The organism is Brevibacillus centrosporus, from assembly GCF_003710815.1.
Lineage (GTDB): Bacteria > Bacillota > Bacilli > Brevibacillales > Brevibacillaceae > Brevibacillus > Brevibacillus centrosporus.
Window position 1 is genome coordinate 108,536 of record NZ_RHHP01000008.1, and the last position, 20,076, is coordinate 128,611.

The 20,076-nt window shown below is 51.4% G+C and carries 19 protein-coding genes and 3 pseudogenes; 10 read left to right on the forward strand and 12 right to left on the reverse strand.

Annotation, left to right across the window (positions count from 1 at the left end):
• Positions 1-14: 14 nt before the first annotated feature.
• A complete protein-coding gene (locus tag EDM55_RS09520; RefSeq protein ID WP_092267385.1) occupies positions 15-800 on the reverse strand; it encodes a GNAT family N-acetyltransferase in 786 nt (261 codons plus the stop codon).
• A 100-nt stretch (positions 801-900) separates the two neighbouring features.
• On the opposite strand from EDM55_RS09520, the gene EDM55_RS09525 reads away from it, so the two are divergent.
• Positions 901-2,403, forward strand: coding sequence for an IMP dehydrogenase (locus EDM55_RS09525; RefSeq protein WP_122960194.1), 1,503 nt, complete (start codon positions 901-903; stop codon positions 2,401-2,403).
• Positions 2,404-2,454: 51 nt separating this feature from the next.
• Here EDM55_RS09525 and EDM55_RS09530 read toward each other — a convergent pair whose 3' ends face one another.
• The gene (locus tag EDM55_RS09530; protein ID WP_122960195.1) at positions 2,455-3,429 is read right to left on the reverse strand and encodes an aldo/keto reductase; all 975 of its coding nucleotides are present in this window, start codon (positions 3,427-3,429) and stop codon (positions 2,455-2,457) included.
• A 216-nt stretch (positions 3,430-3,645) separates the two neighbouring features.
• Between EDM55_RS09530 and EDM55_RS09535 the strand changes: the two genes are divergently transcribed.
• The 4 genes and pseudogenes from EDM55_RS09535 (at position 3,646) to EDM55_RS09550 (ending at position 7,164) form a co-directional block, all read left to right on the forward strand.
• Complete coding sequence (locus tag EDM55_RS09535; RefSeq protein WP_170184342.1) at positions 3,646-4,113, forward strand: helix-turn-helix domain-containing protein; 468 nt, start codon at positions 3,646-3,648, stop codon at positions 4,111-4,113.
• A 60-nt stretch (positions 4,114-4,173) separates the two neighbouring features.
• Entirely contained in the window at positions 4,174-4,791 is a 618-nt protein-coding gene (locus EDM55_RS09540; RefSeq protein ID WP_122960234.1) for an IS607 family transposase, read from the forward strand.
• Positions 4,775-5,842, forward strand: coding sequence for an RNA-guided endonuclease InsQ/TnpB family protein (locus EDM55_RS09545; protein ID WP_122960196.1), 1,068 nt, complete (start codon positions 4,775-4,777; stop codon positions 5,840-5,842). The genes EDM55_RS09540 and EDM55_RS09545 overlap by 17 nt, the downstream gene beginning before the upstream one ends.
• 166 nt (positions 5,843-6,008) lie before the next feature.
• Positions 6,009-7,164: pseudogene (locus tag EDM55_RS09550) on the forward strand (MFS transporter).
• An 83-nt stretch (positions 7,165-7,247) separates the two neighbouring features.
• Here the strand turns inward: EDM55_RS09550 and EDM55_RS09555 are convergent.
• The 5 genes from EDM55_RS09555 to EDM55_RS09575 are packed head-to-tail and all read right to left on the reverse strand — an operon-like array spanning position 7,248 to position 12,262.
• The gene (locus tag EDM55_RS09555) at positions 7,248-8,384 is read right to left on the reverse strand and encodes a M20 family metallopeptidase (protein WP_122960197.1); all 1,137 of its coding nucleotides are present in this window, start codon (positions 8,382-8,384) and stop codon (positions 7,248-7,250) included.
• Positions 8,385-8,399: 15 nt separating this feature from the next.
• Complete coding sequence (locus EDM55_RS09560) at positions 8,400-9,200, reverse strand: ABC transporter permease (RefSeq protein ID WP_092267393.1); 801 nt, start codon at positions 9,198-9,200, stop codon at positions 8,400-8,402.
• A complete protein-coding gene (locus tag EDM55_RS09565) occupies positions 9,197-10,039 on the reverse strand; it encodes an ABC transporter permease (protein WP_122960198.1) in 843 nt (280 codons plus the stop codon). The genes EDM55_RS09560 and EDM55_RS09565 overlap by 4 nt, the downstream gene beginning before the upstream one ends.
• 3 nt (positions 10,040-10,042) lie before the next feature.
• Positions 10,043-11,134 (reverse strand): ABC transporter ATP-binding protein, encoded by a 1,092-nt coding sequence (locus tag EDM55_RS09570; protein ID WP_122960235.1) that lies wholly within the window; start codon positions 11,132-11,134, stop codon positions 10,043-10,045.
• A 9-nt stretch (positions 11,135-11,143) separates the two neighbouring features.
• The gene (locus tag EDM55_RS09575) at positions 11,144-12,262 is read right to left on the reverse strand and encodes an ABC transporter substrate-binding protein (RefSeq protein ID WP_092267395.1); all 1,119 of its coding nucleotides are present in this window, start codon (positions 12,260-12,262) and stop codon (positions 11,144-11,146) included.
• Positions 12,263-12,464: 202 nt separating this feature from the next.
• Between EDM55_RS09575 and EDM55_RS09580 the strand changes: the two genes are divergently transcribed.
• Positions 12,465-13,223 carry an IclR family transcriptional regulator gene (locus tag EDM55_RS09580; RefSeq protein ID WP_122960199.1) on the forward strand — a complete coding sequence of 253 codons (759 nt, stop codon included), beginning with the start codon at positions 12,465-12,467 and terminating at the stop codon, positions 13,221-13,223.
• A gap of 69 nt (positions 13,224-13,292) precedes the next feature.
• On the opposite strand, the gene EDM55_RS09585 is transcribed toward EDM55_RS09580, so the two are convergent.
• The 5 genes and pseudogenes from EDM55_RS09585 to EDM55_RS31295 all read right to left on the reverse strand — a co-directional run.
• Positions 13,293-13,622, reverse strand: coding sequence for a branched-chain amino acid transport AzlD family protein (locus tag EDM55_RS09585; RefSeq protein ID WP_246070856.1), 330 nt, complete (start codon positions 13,620-13,622; stop codon positions 13,293-13,295).
• Entirely contained in the window at positions 13,612-14,289 is a 678-nt protein-coding gene (locus EDM55_RS30860; RefSeq protein WP_246070857.1) for an AzlC family ABC transporter permease, read from the reverse strand. Before EDM55_RS30860 ends, EDM55_RS09585 begins: the two co-directional genes overlap by 11 nt.
• Positions 14,290-14,336: 47 nt before the next feature.
• Positions 14,337-15,788: a MocR-like pyridoxine biosynthesis transcription factor PdxR gene (gene pdxR / locus EDM55_RS09595; protein WP_122960200.1), complete on the reverse strand. Its 1,452-nt coding sequence runs from the start codon at positions 15,786-15,788 to the stop codon at positions 14,337-14,339.
• A 198-nt stretch (positions 15,789-15,986) separates the two neighbouring features.
• Positions 15,987-16,301 (reverse strand): annotated as a pseudogene (locus tag EDM55_RS30865) (oligopeptide/dipeptide ABC transporter ATP-binding protein); the annotation flags it as partial.
• A 12-nt stretch (positions 16,302-16,313) separates the two neighbouring features.
• A pseudogene (locus EDM55_RS31295) lies at positions 16,314-16,649 on the reverse strand (hypothetical protein); the annotation flags it as partial.
• Here EDM55_RS31295 and EDM55_RS09605 point away from each other — a divergent pair.
• From EDM55_RS09605 to EDM55_RS09625, 4 genes are all read left to right on the forward strand, one after another.
• Entirely contained in the window at positions 16,648-16,728 is an 81-nt protein-coding gene (locus EDM55_RS09605) for a YjcZ family sporulation protein (protein ID WP_122960202.1), read from the forward strand. The pseudogene EDM55_RS31295 and the gene EDM55_RS09605 sit on opposite strands and share 2 nt — an antisense overlap.
• A gap of 157 nt (positions 16,729-16,885) precedes the next feature.
• Positions 16,886-17,527, forward strand: a complete 642-nt coding sequence (locus EDM55_RS09610) for a TetR/AcrR family transcriptional regulator (RefSeq protein WP_092267399.1) — start codon at positions 16,886-16,888, stop codon at positions 17,525-17,527.
• A gap of 235 nt (positions 17,528-17,762) precedes the next feature.
• On the forward strand, positions 17,763-18,950 hold the full coding sequence (locus tag EDM55_RS09620; protein ID WP_246070858.1) for an HlyD family secretion protein: 1,188 nt from the start codon (positions 17,763-17,765) through the stop codon (positions 18,948-18,950).
• A complete protein-coding gene (locus EDM55_RS09625; protein WP_092267401.1) occupies positions 18,934-20,061 on the forward strand; it encodes an ABC transporter permease in 1,128 nt (375 codons plus the stop codon). The genes EDM55_RS09620 and EDM55_RS09625 overlap by 17 nt, the downstream gene beginning before the upstream one ends.
• Positions 20,062-20,076 lie beyond the last annotated feature (15 nt).

Consider the following 20,076-nt stretch of genomic DNA (forward strand, 5'->3'; position numbering starts at 1 on the left):
TTTCCTCCTTTTTACTACCACAGAAATGTGACGAATGCATACCGTTCTACAGTCGTAAACCCGAGCCGCTCATAGACGCGAATCGCCGCTTCATTATCGGCAAAGACAAACAGATACACATTCGGTGATTTTTGCAGGCCGATCCGACAAATGTCCGAAGTGATTTGCATGCCTAGCCCTCTTTTGCGATACTCCGCTGACGTTCCGATATTGCCGATTTCGACGAAGTCATCCTCATAGACATGGAAGCCGGCCATGGCGGTCAGTTCACCCGATTGGGAGGATAGCGCGATGTGCGGCATTTCCCTCACTTCCTCGGCTCGAAAGCTCAGCATGCCCACCTTATTCGCCAGCTGTTCCACTGCTCCTCCTCTATCCTCCTCCACCAGGAAAGACTCACCTCGGGGCAAAAGCCTGTCGGCAGAGGTCAGCTTCATCAGCAGCATGGTTTTACACTCAAGTGCATGTGGGATCTCCAAACGAGCAACGCACGATTCCACAGCCGTGAGAACCCCTTCCCGCTGCTCGCCTTCTCCCACTTTGAGCCTTTTGCGAAATTGTTCCAGCATTCCTTTCACCGAATACGAGCCTGTTTCTTCTATTAGACAAAACGTGAAAGCGTGAAAGGGCATCCCCTGCAAGTACGCGCCTGCCGCCCTCCACCCCTTTTCATTTGCTTCTGCCAGACAAAGAGTCCGGTTCGCTCTCAGCCGTAAGTTGCCATAGAATATGTATGATTTTTCCAGATCTAATCGTTGCAATAATTCGATTTCTTCCGTAAGATTGAGAGATTTAAACAAAAAACACTCCACCTTTCGATTCCCTATTGACGTTATTACGTTTTCACGGTTAACATGATAAAAATTCTCTAATAAAAAGAATTCATAGGAGGAGAGAGTAGTGGCTTATTATTACACAGAACCATCTCGGACGTTCAACGAGTTTTTGTTGCTTCCTAACCTCACCACAAAGGAATGCACGCCTCAAAACGTTGACCTATCCACCCCCATCACCAAATTTAAAAAGGGCGAAAAGCCAGCCATTTCACTAAACATACCGTTCTCATCTGCAGTCATGCAAGCTGTATCCGACCATCACATGGCGGTGGCTTTGGCTCAATGTGGCGGTATTTCATTTATTTTCGGCTCCCAGTCGATTGAAAGCCAAGCGACTATGGTACGCAAAGCAAAAGCGTACAAGGCAGGCTTCGTTGTCAGCCGCTCCAATCTGACTCCAAGCCATACGCTTAAAGATATCCTGGAGCTAAAAGAGCAAACCGGTCACTCCACAGTAGCCATCACAGAAGATGGTTCGGCAAAAGGCAAGCTGCTCGGGATCGTAACGGGCCGCGATTATCGGATCAGCCGCGACTCGCTGGATAAGCCAGTCAGCGAAATCATGACGCCATTCTCCTCCTTGATCGTCGGCAAATCGGGTCTGTCCCTCTCGGAAGCAAACGACCTGATCTGGGAACACAAGCTGAACTGTCTGCCAATCGTAGACGAGAACCAAAACCTGGACTTCCTCGTATTCCGCAAAGACTACGATTCGCGCAAAAACAACCCGCTTTCTCTTCTCGACGCAAACAAGAGCTACATCGTCGGAGCCGGGATCAATACGAAGGACTACAAAGAACGGGTACCTGCTTTGGTGGAAGCAGGAGTGGATGTCCTCGTAATCGACTCTTCCGATGGCTTTAGCGAGTGGCAGAAAGATACGGTTCAATATGTAAAAGAAAACTTCGACAACGTCTACATCGGTGCAGGTAACGTCGTCGATAAAGAAGGCTTCCGCTATCTGGTAGAAGCTGGCGCGGACTTTATCAAGGTCGGGATCGGTGGTGGTTCCATTTGTATCACTCGTGAGCAAAAAGGAATTGGCCGCGGTCAAGCATCCGCAGTGATCGAAGTGGCAGCAGCTCGTGACGAGTATTTCAAAGAGACCGGCATTTACGTACCGATTTGCTCCGATGGCGGTATCGTTCACGACTATCACGTGACGCTCGCTCTGGCAATGGGTGCAGACTTTGTCATGCTGGGCCGCTACTTCGCACGCTTTGACGAGTCTCCAACCAAAAAAGTGAAGATCGGAAACAACTTCGTAAAAGAATATTGGGGGGAAGGCTCCAACCGTGCCCGCAACTGGCAGCGTTACGACACCGGCGGCAAGCAAAGCCTGGTGTTTGAAGAAGGCGTAGACTCCTATGTTCCTTACGCGGGCAGCCTGCGTGAAAACATGGACCGCACTCTCCACAAAATCAAATCGACCATGTGCAACTGTGGTTCGCTCTCCATCACTGAGCTGCAGCAAAAAGCACGCATTACGCTCGTATCGGCAACCAGTCTCGTCGAGGGCGGCGCACATGACGTCATCCTGAAAGAAAGCAGCATGGCTGCAGAATAAGGCATAAGAAAAGCGATCCCGCACTGAGGATCGCTTTTTTCCTTTCACGAATCAGGACAGTCGATAGACGGCAAATGGCTCCCCACGGCGATACGGCTCACTTAGCTGGTCCAGCTGGGCAAGAGCCGCTTCATCCAGCTTGATGGAGGTGCTCAGCGCATTATCCACTAGCTGTTCTACACGTGATGCTCCTACGATCACAGACGACACAACGGGCTGGTGCATCAGCCACGCTAGCGAAATCGCGCTCGCAGAATGTCCCAGCTCTTGAGCAAGGCCGTTTACGCGCTGTCCGAAGGCGATTTTATCCTCGTTCAAGAAGCGGGTAAAGCGTGGTTCCTTTTCCGCACGCGAGCCTTCAGGGGCTTTTTCTGTCGATGTGTATTTTCCTGTCAGGATGCCGCCTGCCAAAGGAAAATACGGAATGATCCCGACCCCTTGATCCAGGCAAGCAGGTACGAGCTCAATCTCCGGCGTACGATCGGCCAGGGAATAGCTGACCTGTGTGGACACAAATCGGTTCAGTCCCTTATTTTCACTGATCCCTAAAGCTTTGACCAGCTCCCATGCTGCGTAATTGGACGCTCCGATATAGCGCACCTTGCCTGAGCGAACCATGTCGTCTAGCGCACGTAGCGTCTCCTCCAGAGGTGTTTCTGGATCAAAGGTATGAATCTGGTACAAATCCACGTAATCCGTCCGCAAACGTCGCAAGCTGTTCTCCAGCTCCATCTGCAAATGGTACCGGGATGAACCCCTCTGGTTAGGACCTTCTCCCCGTACCAGTCCCGCTTTGGTCGCGAGGACCACCTCGTGCCGTCTTCCCTCCAGCGCTGCTCCGATGATTCGCTCTGATTCCGTATTCGTGTAAATATTCGCTGTATCGATGAACGTAATACCAGACTCAATCGCCTGGTGGAGAATTCGTGTGGAGGTAGCTTCGTCTGCTCTTCCTCCAAAAGAATTCGTTCCGAGCCCCAATGCCGAAACCTTCAAGCCGCTGTTGCCGAGACGACGATATTGCAATCGTTTCACCCTCTTTTCTTCTCTCACAAATTGTAGGTAGGTTCTTCTGTTATCCTTCCATAAACGCTAGCTGTCTCCCTGCACAAATCGCGTACTTTTTGGAAAACATACCCTTAGACGTGAACATTTCACATTACAAAACTATTACGTTTACGTTAATGTTATCGTTGTTGTTTGAGACTCGTGATAAGACTTAATGCGAATGGAGGGAACGCGTTGTACAAAATCGATGAAGTCGCACAAAAAACCAAATTGACCAAGAGGGCCCTCCGTTATTACGAAGAACTGGGACTGGTTTCTCCATCGGGGAGAACCGAGGGCGGCTATCGCATGTATACGGATGCGGACGTCGAGCAGATTCTTCACATCATCGACATGCGTGATTTGCTCGGAGCTTCCTTGGCCGAAATAAAGGAAATGGTCGAGCTCGGCCGACTGTATGAGGAGCAAAGAGAATTTTACAATAAGCATTACAAAAACCGCGATCTGGATGGGCCTGAGCTGCTCGAACGGATCGAGATGCTGCAAAAGCTGGAGGATACCCTCACTCCTCAGCGCGATTTTTTACAAACCAAAATCGCACGGATGCAAGAGCTGCTCGCAGACTTCGATAACAAGCTCGAGAGGATTGTCAGCAAGCGAACCGAGCTGACTGAGGAATTCAAGGGGGTGAATAACTGTTAATCAAAACCATAAACATCTTTGTATATAAATACCGATAGTCTACAATATGTTTAGGTGGTGATAAACATGTTTTCTATCGGAAAGTTCGCCAAGATGATAGGTGTAACGCCAAAAACTTTGAGGGAATGGGACAAAAGCGGAAAGTTTGTTCCTGCCCTCGTCAAAGAAAATGGATATCGCTATTACACAGAAGAGCAGCTTTATGCTTACTTAAGAAAGCCTGCGATCCAACAAGAACGTATCACAATCGGGTATTGCAGGGTATCTAGCGGCAAGCAAAAGGGCGATTTAGAGCGCCAGATCGAGAACGTAAAGGCGTTCATGACTGCCAGGGGCTACTCATTCGATGTCATTACCGACATCGGAAGTGGCATCAACTATGAAAGGCGAGGTCTGCTTTCCCTTGTCGATCTAGTCATTCAAGGGAAAGTCGAGCGAGTGGTCATTCTGTACAAAGATAGGTTGGTTCCATTCGGTTTTGAATGGTTGTCCCACCTTTTTAAACGTTTTGGCACCGAGATCGAAATCATAGACAACGCAGAAAAAACAGAGGAGCAAGAATTGGTTGAGGATTTAGTTCAGATCGTCATGGTGTTCAGTCACAGGTTGCAAGGTAAGCGTGCGTACAAGGCGCGGAAGTTGGTAAAGGAGCTGCTGGCTGATGATCTTAGCGAATAAGGTCAGGTTGAAGCCAACTCCCGAACAAGAAAGCCAACTGTGGAAGTCAGCAGATACTGCGCGCTGGGCTTACAACTGGACACTGGCTAGACAGGAAGAAAGCTACCGAAATGGTAAAAAATTCATTCCGGACAGATCGCTACGCAAGGAACTGACGCAACTCAAACAAACAGCTGAGTATTCGTGGCTGTATGACGTGTCCAACAATGTGACAAAGCAAGCGGTCAAAGATGCCTGTGACGCATACAAACAGTATTTCAAAAAACTATCTGACAAGCCGTGTTTCAAAAGTCGTAAACGTTCCAAACCAACGTTCTACAACGATAACGTAAAACTGAAAGCAGCCGAATACCTACCAGACGCTGCAAAGCATATCAATCCCAGAGTGTCGTTCGACGGAAAGTATTGGTATCTGTCGGTAGGTGTCGAGAGAGAAGACGAAAAAACCAACTGGACTGGGGAAGTTATCGGTGTAGACGTAGGTGTAAAGGAACTAGCTGTATGTTCAAATGGAATGGTATTCCACAACGTTAACAAAACAAAAGTTGTAAAGAAAACCGAGAAACGCTTGCGCAGGTTGCAGCGTAAAGTTTCTCGTCAATATGAAATGAACAAGGAGGGAAGCCGTTTTGTCAAAACATGCAACATTGTAAAGGTCGAAAATCGCATACGTTTGCTTCATCGGAGACTAACGAATATCCGCAAAAATCACATTCACCAAGCCACTGCTGCTATCGCGAAAACCAAGCCTAGCGCGGTTGTTATGGAAACGTTGAATATAAAAGGCATGATGAAGAACCGACACTTGTCAAAAGCTGTAGCGCAACAAAAATTGTACGAGTTAAAAAGACAGTTACAGTACAAATGTGAGAAATACGGCATCCGATTCACAGAAGCAGACAAGTGGTTTCCATCATCGAAGACCTGTTCTGATTGCGGTCAATTCAAAAAAGATTTGAAGCTATCCGATCGAATATTCAAATGTGATTGTGGGCTAAAGATGGACAGAGATGTAAACGCTGCTCTCAATTTAGCCAAACTGGCAAACTAACACCAAAACGTTACTGCTGGTATGTAGGATTCGTTGTATCCGAATTTACGCCTGTGGAGTGTTACACCAAATGTGAGTAGCTACGGCAAAAGCAGACACGTTGAAGCAGGAAGCAAACAAAAGATGTGTAGACTTTTACAGTCTTTTGGCAACGGAAACAACTAAGATGTCTTCAGATGCCCATTCACTCCGTACCATTTTCAAGCAGACCAAATCTGCTTATGCCGTTGCTTTTGCCTGCGTCGTCGCGTTCATGGGGATCGGTCTCGTCGACCCGATCCTCCCGGCTATTGCCAGCAAGCTGAACGCCACACCCAGTCAGGTTTCTCTCTTGTTCACCAGCTACATGCTGATGACCGGGATTACCATGCTGGCTACCGGTTGGCTGTCCAGCCGTATCGGTCCTAAACGCACCATGCTGTTCGGATTGCTCGCGATCATCCTCTTCTCCTTTTTAGGCGGGATGGCGAATTCCGTAAACGGGATTGTGTGGTTCCGCGCAGGCTGGGGATTCGGGAATGCCTTTTTTATTTCCACGGCGCTCGCGGTTATTGTCAGCGTAGCCAGCGGTGGTACTGCTTCTGCCATCGTTCTGTATGAGGCCGCTATTGGTCTTGGGATGTCAGTCGGTCCTTTGCTGGGTGGTCTGCTCGGCGGAATCAGCTGGCGCGGTCCATTTTTTGGTGTAGCCGTCCTGATGGCAATTGCTTTTTTGGCCGTATTTGTTTTGCTGAAGGACATACCCAAGCCTGCGAAACGCACCTCGCTGCTGGATCCGTTCCGTGCGCTGCGCTACCCTGGTCTCTTTACCATGGCTGTCACTGCCCTTTTATATAACTTCGGTTTCTTTACCCTGCTCGCCTATTCCCCATTTGTTTTGAATATGGACGAGCATAGCTTGGGACTCGTCTTCTTTTTCTGGGGTGTCCTCTTGGCGATCACTTCTGTGATTGTCGCTCCGAAATTGCAGGATCGCTTTGGATCGGTACCGACTCTGTTTGGAATGCTTTTGCTGCTGGCTATTGACCTTGCCTACATGGGCTTCGGCGTCACTTCCCCGACAGCCCTGGTCATCGCGATCGTCATTCATCAACACCGTCCTGACCGCTTCCGTCATGGACGTAGCCCCTGTGGAAAGGGCTGTCGCTTCTTCTGCCTACAGCTTTGTGCGATTCGTAGGCGGTGCCATTGCTCCCTGGCTTGCCGGCAAGCTTTCAGAGGTATTTACCGCCAGCATTCCCTTTTACGCTGGTGCGATTGCTGTCCTGATTAGTATGCTCGCCCTCTTTATTGGGCGCCGTCATCTGGCTGAACTCAAATAAAGGCCATACAAAAGGCACCTGCCTCGATGTGACTGTCAGTCGCTCACATCCTGCAGGTGCCTTTTTCTCTATTTATTCTCTCTCTATACTTCTTCGATCAAACGCGCCAGCAGCGCAGCGCGGACCGCTATTTCACCCAGTTCGATCCATTCATCCGGCGAGTGAGCCAATCCTCCCTTGGAGCCGAGACCATCCAGAGTGGGGGAGCCGCATGCAGCAGCGAAGTTCCCGTCACTTACCCCGCCTGTCCCCGCTTCCTCGAGAGCGAGCCCTAATTCGTTTTGACCAATGGTTTTGGCCAACTCAAACAAAGCTCCGGTCTCTTCCGTTCTCTCCATCGGAGGACGCCTGATGCCTCCTGTGACGTGCACGCTCGTTCCCGCAAGAGTCGGCTTAAGCTCGCGAATCACCCGTTCGATCCGCTTGGCCTCCTCCATGGAAACGATGCGCACATCGACTTGTGCCTCTGCGTAATCAGCGACCACATTCGATCCGATCCCGCCGCTGACCGTGCCGACATTGATCGTCGTTCCCAGGTCATAATCGGTTAACGAATGCAGGTACTGAATCTGACGAGACATTTCTTCAATAGCGGAAATTCCTTTCTGATGATCGACCCCGGCATGAGCGGACACCCCGTGAACCTGTACGGTAAAATGAGCGCTGCCCTTGCGCCAGGTCTTCAAGGCTCCGATCGGCTCGGTCGGCGGCTCCAGCACAAAGCTGGCGATCGACTTCGACGCCTCCTCCTCGACCAATGCACGAGAAGTGGGACTCCCGATTTCTTCGTCGCTGTTTAACAGCAGAACGATTTTTGTATCCTTTGGCAAACGGTCAAGCTGGACCAGGGCCCTCATCGCAAACATCGCTTGCAATACGCCTGCCTTCATGTCGTAAACGCCAGGACCGTATGCTTTTCCATCCTGAATGGTGAAAGGCCGGCGAGCGGCTTCCCCTTTTAGCCACACGGTATCGTAGTGACCGATGATCAGCACTTGTCGATCTCCGCTGCCCAATGTACAACGGACTTGATCTCCGTAGAGCAAGTTCGGTATCAGCTCCGCTGCACCACCGGTCAAGCGCTGGAATTGCAGGGCGAACCATCCCGCCATCCGATCACCCAACACTTTATCCCGCGATGGGGAATCCATGTTGACCGCTTCTTCGAGCAGCTTCAGAAAGGTTGTCATGTTGTCTTCTATATACGTGTGAATTGACATAGTGCCTCTTCTTCCTTAGTGGGATTGAGAATTGAGTCCGAATAGGCGCTCCAGTCCGTACACCTTTTCCAGCAGGATGATAAACACCAGACTCAGCAAAATGACAACGGACGAGATGGAAGCCACCAGCGGGTCCAAAGTCTCCTGCATGTAAGTGAAAATCGCCAGCGGCAGTGTCGTCGTGTCCGGTGCCACCAAAAACAGCGATACCGTCACGTTATCAAACGACGTCAGGAACGAGAAAATCATTCCAGACACAATCGCAGGTCTCAAGAGCGGCAAGGTAATATCCCAGAACACCCGAAGCGGATGCGCCCCCAGCATGTACCCTGCTTTCTCCAGTGTGTAGTCAAACGAGCTTAGCCCTGTCAATACGAGCCGCACCACATACGGAATGGAAATCAGGATGTGAGCGAGCAAGAGCCCGGTAAACGTTCCGGCAATCCCGATTCTCGTAAAGAACAGCAGTGCCGAGATCCCGATGATAAGCGATGGGACTGTCAGGGGGGAGAGCATCAACGCATTGAGCACGCCGCTCCCACGAAACTTGTATTTGGACAAGGCAAATGCCGCAAGCGTCCCCAAAAAGGTCGCCAAGACAGCCGTGATCGCTGCCAGCTTGAGGCTCGTCCAAAGCGAGTCAATAAACTCCGGTCTGTCCAAAATCATCTTGTACCACTGCCAGGAAAAGCCCTCCGGCGGAAAAGCCAGGTAGCCTGCAGCCGTAAACGAGCTTGGAATGATGACCAGAAACGGCAGATTGACCAGAACCAGCACCAAAAAGGTAATAAGCCCAAGTATGTTTATCTTTTTCATGACGCAAACACCTCTTTGTACCTCTTGGTTTCAATCAGCTTGGTGTACAGGGTAACGAGAACGATCGTGCTGCCGAGCAGCAGGAAGGCAAGCGCTGCCCCCAACGGCCAGTTTAGCGTCGCCATGATTTGCTCATAAGCGATGACTGGCATGACCTTTACCGAGGTTCCCCCCATCAGCGCAGGTGTGACGAAAGCACTCATCGACAAGCTGAAAACCAGCGTCGTTCCTGCAATGATTCCAGGCAGGGACAGCGGCAGCGTCACGCTGAAAAACGTACGGACGCGCGAAGCACCGAGAATCGATGCCGCTTTGTTCAACGATGGGTCGATCGCGTACATGCTCGTCGCAAGTGCCAGCACCATGTAGGCGATAAACGAGTCGGTCAGACCGATCACCACGCCCAGCTCATTGTACAAAAGCCGCAGCGGCTGCTCGATGATTCCCAGAGCGATCAAGGACTCGTTAACCCAGCCCTTTTCCCCCAGCACGACCACCCAGCCGAAGTTGCGGATGACCACACTGATCAGATGCGGGGCCAGGATCAGCATCGTTACGATCCCGCGCATTTTACCAGTCGCCTGCGCCATGTACATCGCCACCGGGTAGCCGAGCACCAGTGTGGCGAGTACGGTCCAAATACTGACGCGAATCGTCCGCCACAGGATTTGCACATAAAACGGATCCTGCACAAACAAGGCATAATTTTTTAGCGAAAAGGCTTCGTTTTCATCCTGAAAGCTGAGCAAGAGCATCAGGAGCATGGGAATCAGGAAGACTCCTAAAAGGACAATCATGGCTGGAGCCGTAAGCAGTGTAATCGAGAGACGCTTGCTCATCCGTCATCCCCTCTCTGCCGGCATGACCAGCACGTCTTCCGGATTCCATTGGCAAAATACCTGTGTACCTGGCTCACGTTCTGCAGATCGGTCGCTCATCTGCACTTTCACCGACAAGGTATGCCCGCCAGCACGCACCTCGCATTCGGTGTACGACCCGAGGAACGATGCCAGCTGCAGCTGTCCTTCCACCTGGTTGATCCCCGGCCCTGCCGTATCCGTAAGCAAGATTTTCTCCGGTCGTACGAAGACAACCACCTTCTGACCATGGGCAAACGGTCGCTCCTGTTTGCCTGCATGGATCGTCATTCCTTCTTTGGTGCGAAGGGTGAGCCTCTCTCCTTCGACACCGCTTACCTCGCCTTCCATTCGGTTTGTTTTTCCGATAAACGTATGGACGAACTCCGAAGCCGGCTGATTGTAAATCTCCAGAGGGGTACCGATCTGCTCCACGAAGCCGTGATTCAAAACCACGATGCGGTCAGACAAGGACAGCGCTTCCTCCTGATCATGCGTAACAAAAATCGTCGTCACGCCGATCTCCTGATGCAGACGCTTCAGCTCGTCGCGAAGTTCCTCGCGCAGCTTGGCGTCCAGGTTGCTGAGCGGCTCATCCAGCAGTAACAGAGATGGCTCGATAACCAGAGCTCGGGCGATCGCAATCCGCTGGCGCTGACCACCGGAAAGCTGTTTCGGGTAGCGGTCTGCGACGTTCGGCAGCTTCACCAGCTCCAGCACACGTTTTACCCGCTCCTGCATTTCGGCCTTTCCGACTTTTCTCAGCTTCAAGCCATAGGCGATGTTCTCTGCTACCGTCATGTGCGGGAAGAGGGAGTAGGTCTGGAACACCATCCCCAGCTCCCGTTTGTATGGAGGCACGCCGTTCATGCGCTGTCCCTTGATCAAGAGATCACCGCCATCCGGGTCGAGAAAACCCGCGATCATATTCAGGGTCGTGGTTTTACCGCAACCAGATGGACCGAGGAAAGAAACAAACTCGCCTTGCTCCACCTGCAGGTTGAAGTCTTGAACCACGACATTGTTTTGAAATTTTTTCATGATGCCGCGTAGTTCGACGTCAATCACCTTGGTCACGAAAGACACCTACTTTCCTGTGTTGGGTGCGATCTCTTTGTTGAAGCGATCCAGCCAGTTGGATGTTTCTTTGCTGAGCACCTCGTAGTCGAAGTTCACTACCTTGGAGCGGTCAAATTCCAGTGTTTTCGCTACATCGTCCGGAAGCTTCACTGGAGTTGCCGGGTTGTAGTACAGCTTGGTTGCATACGCGGTTTGAACTTCATCAGTCAGCAGGAAGTCGATGAACGCTTTGGCTGCTTGCGGATGCTTTGCTCCTTTAACCATGGTCGCTACGTTTGGCACGATGTTTCCGCCCTCTTCTGGGAAGACGAATTCAACCGGCAGCCCTGTTCCTTTTTGCGTCAGGCTGCGTGCCATCGTCCATGTGGTGTACGCTGCGCTCTTGTTTTGCAGGTTTTGCTGCAGCTGTGCGGCACTTTTTGCAAAAGTCGGCATGTAACCCGCGATGGTCGCCATCTTTTGGAAGCCAGGCTCGATGTTCTTTTCCGACCCACCGTTGGCATAAGCCAGCATGATCATCGTCGAGCGTCCGAAGTTGCTCGCTACATCTGTCATTGTGATATTGCCCTTCACTTCCGGCTTCGTCAGGTCGTTCCAGGACGTCGGTACTGGCAGGTTCTTTTCTTTCACCAGCTCGGTGTTATAGGTGATTCCCATCGGTGTGAAGTTGACCACGACTCCGCTGTCATCCTTGATCTTCAGGTCTGCCGGCACGTTCTTCATATTCGGAATGTCGGTCGCAGACACAGTCTCCCACAGGCCTTCCTGACGGCCTTTTTCCTGCTCGCCGCCCTCTACGATTGTCAGGTCAATTTGCGGAGAGTTCTTTTGCGCTTTGACTTTCGCTACGATCTCCGTGGAAACACCGGAAACGTACGTCAGCTTCACATTCGGGTATTTTTCATTGAACTTTTTGAAGAACTCGTCCTTCATCAGCTTTTCAACCGTCGCGCCGTTACCTGCTACGACCAAGGTATCTTCCAGCTGTACCTGCGCGGAAGCTCCTTCTTTTGAACCAGATGGCTGTGCTGGCGCTGCGGCTTGCGGCGCTGGCGAGCCACATCCCGCGAGCAGAGATCCTGTCAGTGCAAAAATAGAGAGTACAGATAATGCCTTTTTCTTCACAGTGTTCAACCCCCGATTTTTTCTAAGTTGTTCACGAATAGAGAACGATGTTTGCTATTCAAGAACGATAGTAGTATACTACCATACAAGAAACTGACTATTCAAGGTAGTCCAATAAAAAAAACCATTGGCTCAATTCTTGGAGTAAGCGTTTTCGTTTCATGGTAGAATAAAACCAATGAGCTTCTAAGGAGACGGTTTCATGGATCAAGTGCTCTCATCAGTCCGCAATAGCTGCCGGCTGTTAAAAATTTTTCTGGATTCACCGAAAGAGATTGGTGTTACCGAGCTAAGCAAAATGCTTGAAATGTCCAAGGGGGCGGTTCACAAGCTGCTTTCCACCTTGGAATCCGAAGGCTTTATACGCCAAAATGAAAAAACCAAGCAGTACACGCTTGGCTACACCCTTCTGGAGCTTGGGACCAAAGTCTTGAAGAACCACGACATCGTCGATTTTTCGATGCCGTATCTGAACCGCCTCGTTTCCCGCACGAACGAGCTGGTCGTCCTGTGTGTAAAGGATGCGCGTGACGCGATCTACGTGGCAAAAGTGGACTCGCCCCATCCGATTCGCTTTACAGTCGAATCGTTCCGGCGCTTCCCGCTGTACTCTACGACTGCTGCACGTGTGCTGCTCGCCTACCAGCCAGCCGAGTTCCAAGAGGATATTCTCGAGGAAGCGACGCTCAAGATGTACACCCCGCACTCCTATACCTCGATCGAATCGATCAAGGACGATCTGCTGGTGATCAAAGCGCGTGGGTACGAAATAAGCTCCAACCGCCGCAACAACGGTGTAACGGGGATCGCCGCACCGATCTTCGATACATCTGGTCAGGTAACCGCTTCGATCAGTGTCATCGGCCCTTCGGATCGTGTGCTCCCGCAGCAAGAGGACATCCTGCATGAAACACTGGCAACCGTCCAGGAAATGTCCGCCCATCTCGGATATCGTTCTTGAAGACATTCGTAGTAAAAATGAAAAAGAGGCAGCCTCGAACATTTCCCGTCCCAAGCTGCCTCTTTTCACTTACATCCATTGAACCAGCTGACGCCAGAGCGCAATTACAACGACACCTGCCAGCAAAGCCCACACAATCTGCTTTTTCCAAAGGCCTACCGACAGCGAGACGATTCCCGCCACGAGATACTCCGGGCTCCATGTCCCTTTTGGCGCGTGAAACAAGATCGGCGGAATAGTCATAGAGCTGAACACCCCTACGGGCACCATCGCCAAACCGCGTTTCAGCCACGCGGGGATTTCCCAACGCGAGCTGATCAAAAGCATCGGAAAGCGTGTCAAGTAGGTGATCAAGGCCATCCCTACGATATACAAGAGCACGTTACGCTCATCGCTCACCACTCACCGCCCCAATCGCCACGGCCGTCAAGGTTCCGGCAATGATGGCAACAGTCGCGCCACCCAGCCAGTAGCCGACACATGCCACGACGGCTGCGCATCCCGCCACTTTGACATGAAAGGTCGACACCAGATTGACAGCCAGAAACCCGAGAAAGGTCGCCACAAAAGCAAAGTCCAGTCCGTACGCCTCGGTCTGTGTAAACACGGTACCAAACCAGGCTCCCGCAAATGTGCTGATATTCCAAATCAAGTAATCCGCCGCACTCGCTCCTGCGAAATAAGAAAGGCTCGGTTTGGCTCCGTTCGCCAAGTAAGTCGCTTTCAGGGCATAGGTCTCGTCGTTGAGCCAGCCTCCCATCAGTGCCAGCTTCCACGGCGATGTCCCCCGAAATTTTGGGCCTAGCGAGAGCCCGTACAGCAGATGTCTTGCATTCAGCAAAAGAGTCGATACCAAAATCGGCCATCCAACGATCCCTTGTGAAATCAAGCCAACGGCCGCAAATTGCGACGATCCTGCATTGACCAGCAAGGAAAACAGCATGGCTTCGGTCACCCCAAGACCCGCTTGCCTCGCCAGAATGCCGAATACCAAGCCATCGACGATTCCTGCTGCCGCGACAGGAAAGATCTGCTTCATTCCCTTTACAAATAGGGAGGATGACAAGCTGCGTGCCTCTCCCTTTTCTTCGTACCCTGTCTCGATATTCTCCCTTATCCCTTCTTTATCAAATAGGGCTGCCACACGCCTGCCAAGAGCCGAATCCCTGCCTCGATGTCCTCAATCGATTGCCCGCCAAAGCCAAACTGGAAGGAAGGCAGACTGTTTTCTAGCGGCTTGATCCATTTGTGACAAGCCGGGTGTACGCGAATTCCTGCTTTTTCGGCGATGTCAGACAGCTCTTTGGAACTGTACACACTCTGAACCTCCACGGTGACCGACATCCCAGCATCCTGGCCCGTGATCCGAATGGATGGCCCCATCTCTTCTTGCAAGACACGCAGCAGCGCTTCATGCTTTTTGCGGTACAGCGTCCTCATCTTTCGGATGTGTCTCACCCAATCGCCGTGCTTCATAAAGAGCGCCAATGTCTCTTGATGAATGCGCGACGCGGTCTGATCAAATTCGATCAATCTCTCATGGAAAATCGGCAGCAGCGAATTGGGAAGAACCATGTAGCTGATACGTATGGTCGGCAGCAATGCTTTGGAAAACGTTCCTAAATAAATGACTCGTCCCCCTGTATCCAGCCCTTGCAGGGAAGGAATCGGCCTTCCGCTGTAGCGAAATTCGCCATCGTAGTCATCCTCCATGATGTAGCCCCCGGTCCGGTCTGCCCATTGCAGAAGCCTAAGCCGCTTGGCATACGGCATCACGATCCCTGTCGGATCCTGATGGGAGGGCGTGATGTAAACCAGCCTTGCCCCGCTTTTCTCCAATAACTCCACATCGATGCCATCCTCCTCCAATGAAATCGGCAGGACATCAAAGCCTAGTTGCTGAAAAACCGCACGAACACCGTTATATCCGGGATTCTCCATCGCGACAGCTTGTCCGTGAAGACCAAACATAAGGCCGAGCAGCGTGATCATGACCTGCGTCCCTGCTCCAAGCACGACCTGTTCGGCTGTGGCCTGCACACCACGGGCTTGTCCGAGATAGCGGGCGATTTCTTCGCGCAGCGCCAGCTCTCCCTGACGATCCCCATAATAGAGCACACTGTGGTTTTCCCGCTGCATGCATTGATTCGCATACCGCCGCCACAACTCAAACGGGAAATGCTCTGCATCGACCTGTGCCTGATGAAAATCATAGCGTATGGCAGCGTGCTCCCCGCGTACCGTTGTTAAGGGAACAGGCTCCTCCGTCTGCACAGGCTGACGGCTGCTCTGGCGCCCGGCAGACACAGAGCCATCCCACCCCACATCCACCACGTAAAAACCGCTCCGCTCCCGGCTTTCCAAATAGCCTTCCGCGAGCAGCTGATGATAGGCAGTTTCCACGGTTGTCTTGCTCACGCGCAAATGATGGCTGAGTACCCTCACCGAGGGAAGTCTCGTTCCGGACGGCAACCGCCTGGACTGAATTTCTCCACAAAAATATCGATACAGCTGCAAATACAGCGCTTCGCTTCCTTCTACCAAATGAGGACTGATATCCAGCACAGCTCCCCCTCCTCTTTCCCCAGACTGACCCTTCTATCATTTGTAAAATGGCAAAAGTAAAGAATGCCAATAGTGAATAAATTCATCATAGCAGAAACAAAGAACAGATGGATCGACAAATCAAGAAAAAGAAAAAAGACGCAGAACAAGGCTCTACATCCCTTTTACCTGGCTTGGCAGGTTTTTACATGCTATTCGTCAGCTTTCCTTCTCCCCATAAAAATGGCAGGCTACCACATGGCCCTTTGCCGCTTCTGCTCTCGTCAAGGCTTCCGTTTTGCATACGCCCATCACATACGGGCACCTCGTATGAAAGATGCATCCGGACGGCGGATACATGGGTGACGGGATTTCTCCACGCAGGATGATCCGCTCCTTCTTTTTATACGGATTGGGGAGCGGAACGGCTGACAGCAGCGCTTGCGTATACGGATGAAGCGGATTGGCGAACAGGCTGTCTGTCGGAGCATACTCGACCATCTGCCCCAAATACATCAAGCCAATGCGATCTGAATGCCCCTCCGTGGGATCGGTAAGCCGCAGGATGGTTCGTCCCATCGTACTTTTGCCGCAGCCGGATTCTCCTACCACGCCAAGGGTTGCATGGAAAACTTTATTCGCTAAGAGAGCGGTTACTCCTTTACAGACGGCAAAAACTCGACGCGAAGCAGCGCTGCTCTGAGGATCCATGGATTTTCGAGCAGCGCTACCTTCATCCGTCCACCTTACACACTCGTTCGCGAGGCGCATCCTATTCGTATTCCCGTATTTCCACTCCTGACCCTCCTCATTTGTCCAAGCAAACGGGATGCCTTGTTCATATCCTGAGAGCAGTCCGAAAATAAAGGGGGGAAAGATCATGGGATTGTTCGGTGGAGATGATTTCGCCTTGATTTTGGTGCTCTTTATTTTGCTGGTAATCGTAGCTTGTGAATGCTAATTCATTCTTAGAAACAGCAGCCCAGTAAAGAGGGAGACGGTGCTCTTCCTCTTTTTGCTGTCGGGAAAGAATCTAATGAACTTATTGTTGATTAATGATCATGCTGTTAACTATAATGTTTGGTACATACACCACGCCTAGGGAAAGGGGAGGTTCTATGTCTGAACAGAGCGTTGATCCACGGATCGTCCGTACAAAGAAAATGTTAAAAGAAGCACTCGCTGAGCTGATCGAGGAAAAAGGCTTCGATGCCATTACAGTCAAAGATTTGACGACAAGGGCCGGCCTGAATAGAGGGACCTTCTATCTCAACTACGTCGATAAATACGACTTGCTCGAGAAGTCCGAAGAGGAAGCACTTCAAGGACTCAGTGAAATTACCAGGCATGCCAATCCTTCAGAGGTAAGGCAATACCTCGCGAGGAAGGAAGTCTATCCCCCATTGATACGCGTGTTTGAGTACTTGAGCGAGCACAAAGCCTTTTTCAAGGCGATCCTTGGCCCAAAAGGGAATCCCACCTTCCAGAAAAAGCTGCGGGATTTTATGGAAACGAATTTCTATGAAAAGCTGATCCCCCTACATACCCATGATGCCGCGAAAGTCGTTCCCATCGATTATTTGATTTCCTATTTCACTTCTGCCAATCTCGGAGTCATCCAGCATTGGTTTGAGTCTGGCATGAAATACACACCGCGAGAGATGGCCACCATGATGGCTTCCCTCTCACTCAACGGCCCGACCGGACTGCTTTTTTCCACAATCGCGCACCCTGCGAAAGAGCCTCCTGATCATCCATAGGCGCCGGTCGGACAAGGCTGCATTTTCTCCCGAACAAAAGAAAGGGCAGTCTTTTTTCCTTTTTCCAAAAACTTGCTGAACACCTGCGTATCCCGCTGTTGATTTATGAACAGAACAAGCCCATGTTGATTATTGAACTCCTTTTTCCAGTGGATATAATGGAAATGCACTCCATGATTATTAATGAACAAGGTGTTGCTTTTCTATCTATTCGATCCAAAGGAGAGGAAAATCGGTGGCGAATAAAAAGCGAATCATCCCTTACCTCCTCGTGCTCGCCGCCCTCGGTACAGGCGGAACACTCATGGCCATGAACGGCACCGACACAGTGACGATGGCATCCACCGAAAAAAACACCCTGTTGACCGCAGACACGGTGAATGCAGCTTTTCAAGGAGTGGGCGGCAAGATCACGTCCATCTCTGTCGTAGAAGAGCAGCCCGTCAAAAAGGGCGACATCCTCATGAAGCTCGATACGGCAGACATCGACCTGCAAATCCGCAAAGTACGCGCAGATATGGAGCAGCAGGATGTACGGATTAAGCAAGCAAAGGAAGCTCTCCAAAACGGGTATGCCAAAATTAGCACGCAGGAAGAACAGGCACGCATCGGAATTGCAGCCGCTCAAGCTTCCGAAAGCTTATTGAATCAAGGAACGCGCGCCGAGGATCTCGAACGGCAGAAGCTCGCTTTGGAAGCAGCCCGCCAAGCATTGGATTTAGCGACTGTCAATTACGAGCGGACCAAAGCCCTCTTCGATAGCGGTGCTGTCTCTTCGGCTGCTCTCGATACGGCGAGCAATCAGCTACAGTCGACGCAAAACAGCGTAGCCCAGCAGCAAGCACTCCTGGAAAAGCTGCAGTCCGGCGCAACCAGCCAAGAGCGCCAGCAAGCACGCCTCCAGACCGAGAAAGCCAAAACCTCCATGACACAAACCTCGCAAGCCCGGCTCGATCTGCAAAACAGCGCCTACAACATCGATCTGCTCGTCGCACAAAAGGAAGCATACGCCATTCAACTGCAAACGCTAGAGCTGCAAAAGCAGCGCATGGTCCTTCCTTCTCCTGCTGATGGCAAAGTAACACGCATCGTTCCCAAAGTCGGCGAGATCGTTGCGGCGGGAGCCCCTGTCGTCGTCGTGGAATCCGATCAGCTTTACTACAATCTGTATGTAGACGAATCCCAGATCCATCACTATCAAGTCAACGGCCAAGTCGTTGGGCGTATTGTCGCCTTGAATCAGGATATCAGTGGAAAAGTACGCTACATAACTTCTGCTCCCCAATACGCCAGCATGCGCATGAGCCGGGAGAAGGGCCAATCGGATGTAAGCTCCTTCCTGGTTCGCGTCGATGTGCCACGCTCCCCGTCGCTACTGCCAGGAATGACCGTGGAGGTGAATACGGGTGCGAACCATCCTTGATGAGTGGACACACATCCTCCGCGGCAAATTCGTCATCCTGATCCTGATTGTCCCGCTCGTGGTTGCCGCGGTATTTGGTTACATTTTTCAAAATGGCACCGTGAACGAAGCTTCTTTAGCGGTCGTCGATCAGGATCACAGCCTATACAGCCGCCAGCTGTTGAGCAAGCTCGATGCCTCTCAATATCTTCAGGTTAACGGTGTCTTTGACAACTACATCGAGGCAGACCAGCTCCTCTACAACGAAAAGTATTCCGGCGTCCTTTACCTTCCCGCGGGACTGGAGGCTGCCTATCTGCAAGGAAAGCCGATCAACGTCGGCCTGTATCTCGATATGACATTGACCGCCAGCGCCAGCAGCATACGAACGGGAGTAAGCGAGGTCATCGGGATGGAAAACGGCACGAAAACCGGTCCGTCTCCACTCACTCTGGAACAGCGCTCTCTCTATAATCCGACCAGTCAAACCGTCATGAGCTCTGTCATGATGTTCGTCAATGTCGTCCTGCTCGTTCTGCTCGGCATCAACACCATCACGATCGTTCCACGCTTGCGGGAACAGGGCAAGCTGGAAGAGGAGCTGAAACACCCGGTAGGCATTGTTTTACGTGTCGTTCCTTACGCTCTATTAGGCTGCATCTCCTGCTACTTGGTCATCGGAGTCCTGAAACAAGTGGGCGGCCTGCGCTTTGAGGCACATGTGCTGCAAATCTTCCTGCCCTTCTTTTTGTACACCCTATGCACCTGCCTCTTGGCTATGCTGATCGGCTGGACAGCTCCTGTCCCTGCGAAGGCCGCCGGACGCATCGTGATGCTCATCATGCCTTCCTTTTTGCTCAGCGGTGGTCAGGTGCCCGTCGCCTTGCTTCCTGAACTGCTTCAATGGGTAAACAAAGCGATTCCGCTATCCCTTCATTTCCAGATTTTACGCGGTCTCGGCTATAAAGGCGGCGACATCCGCTACTTTATCCCCGAGCTCGGCCATTACTTGATCCTGATCAGCGTCATTCTGCTTGGCATCTTCCTCCTGGTGGTAAAGGAGTGGAACAGACAGTCCAGTGAGCAAGCCGAGACTTCCTCGCCCATTGCAGAACCTGCCGGAAATAGCTGAGTGCCCTTATCCGCA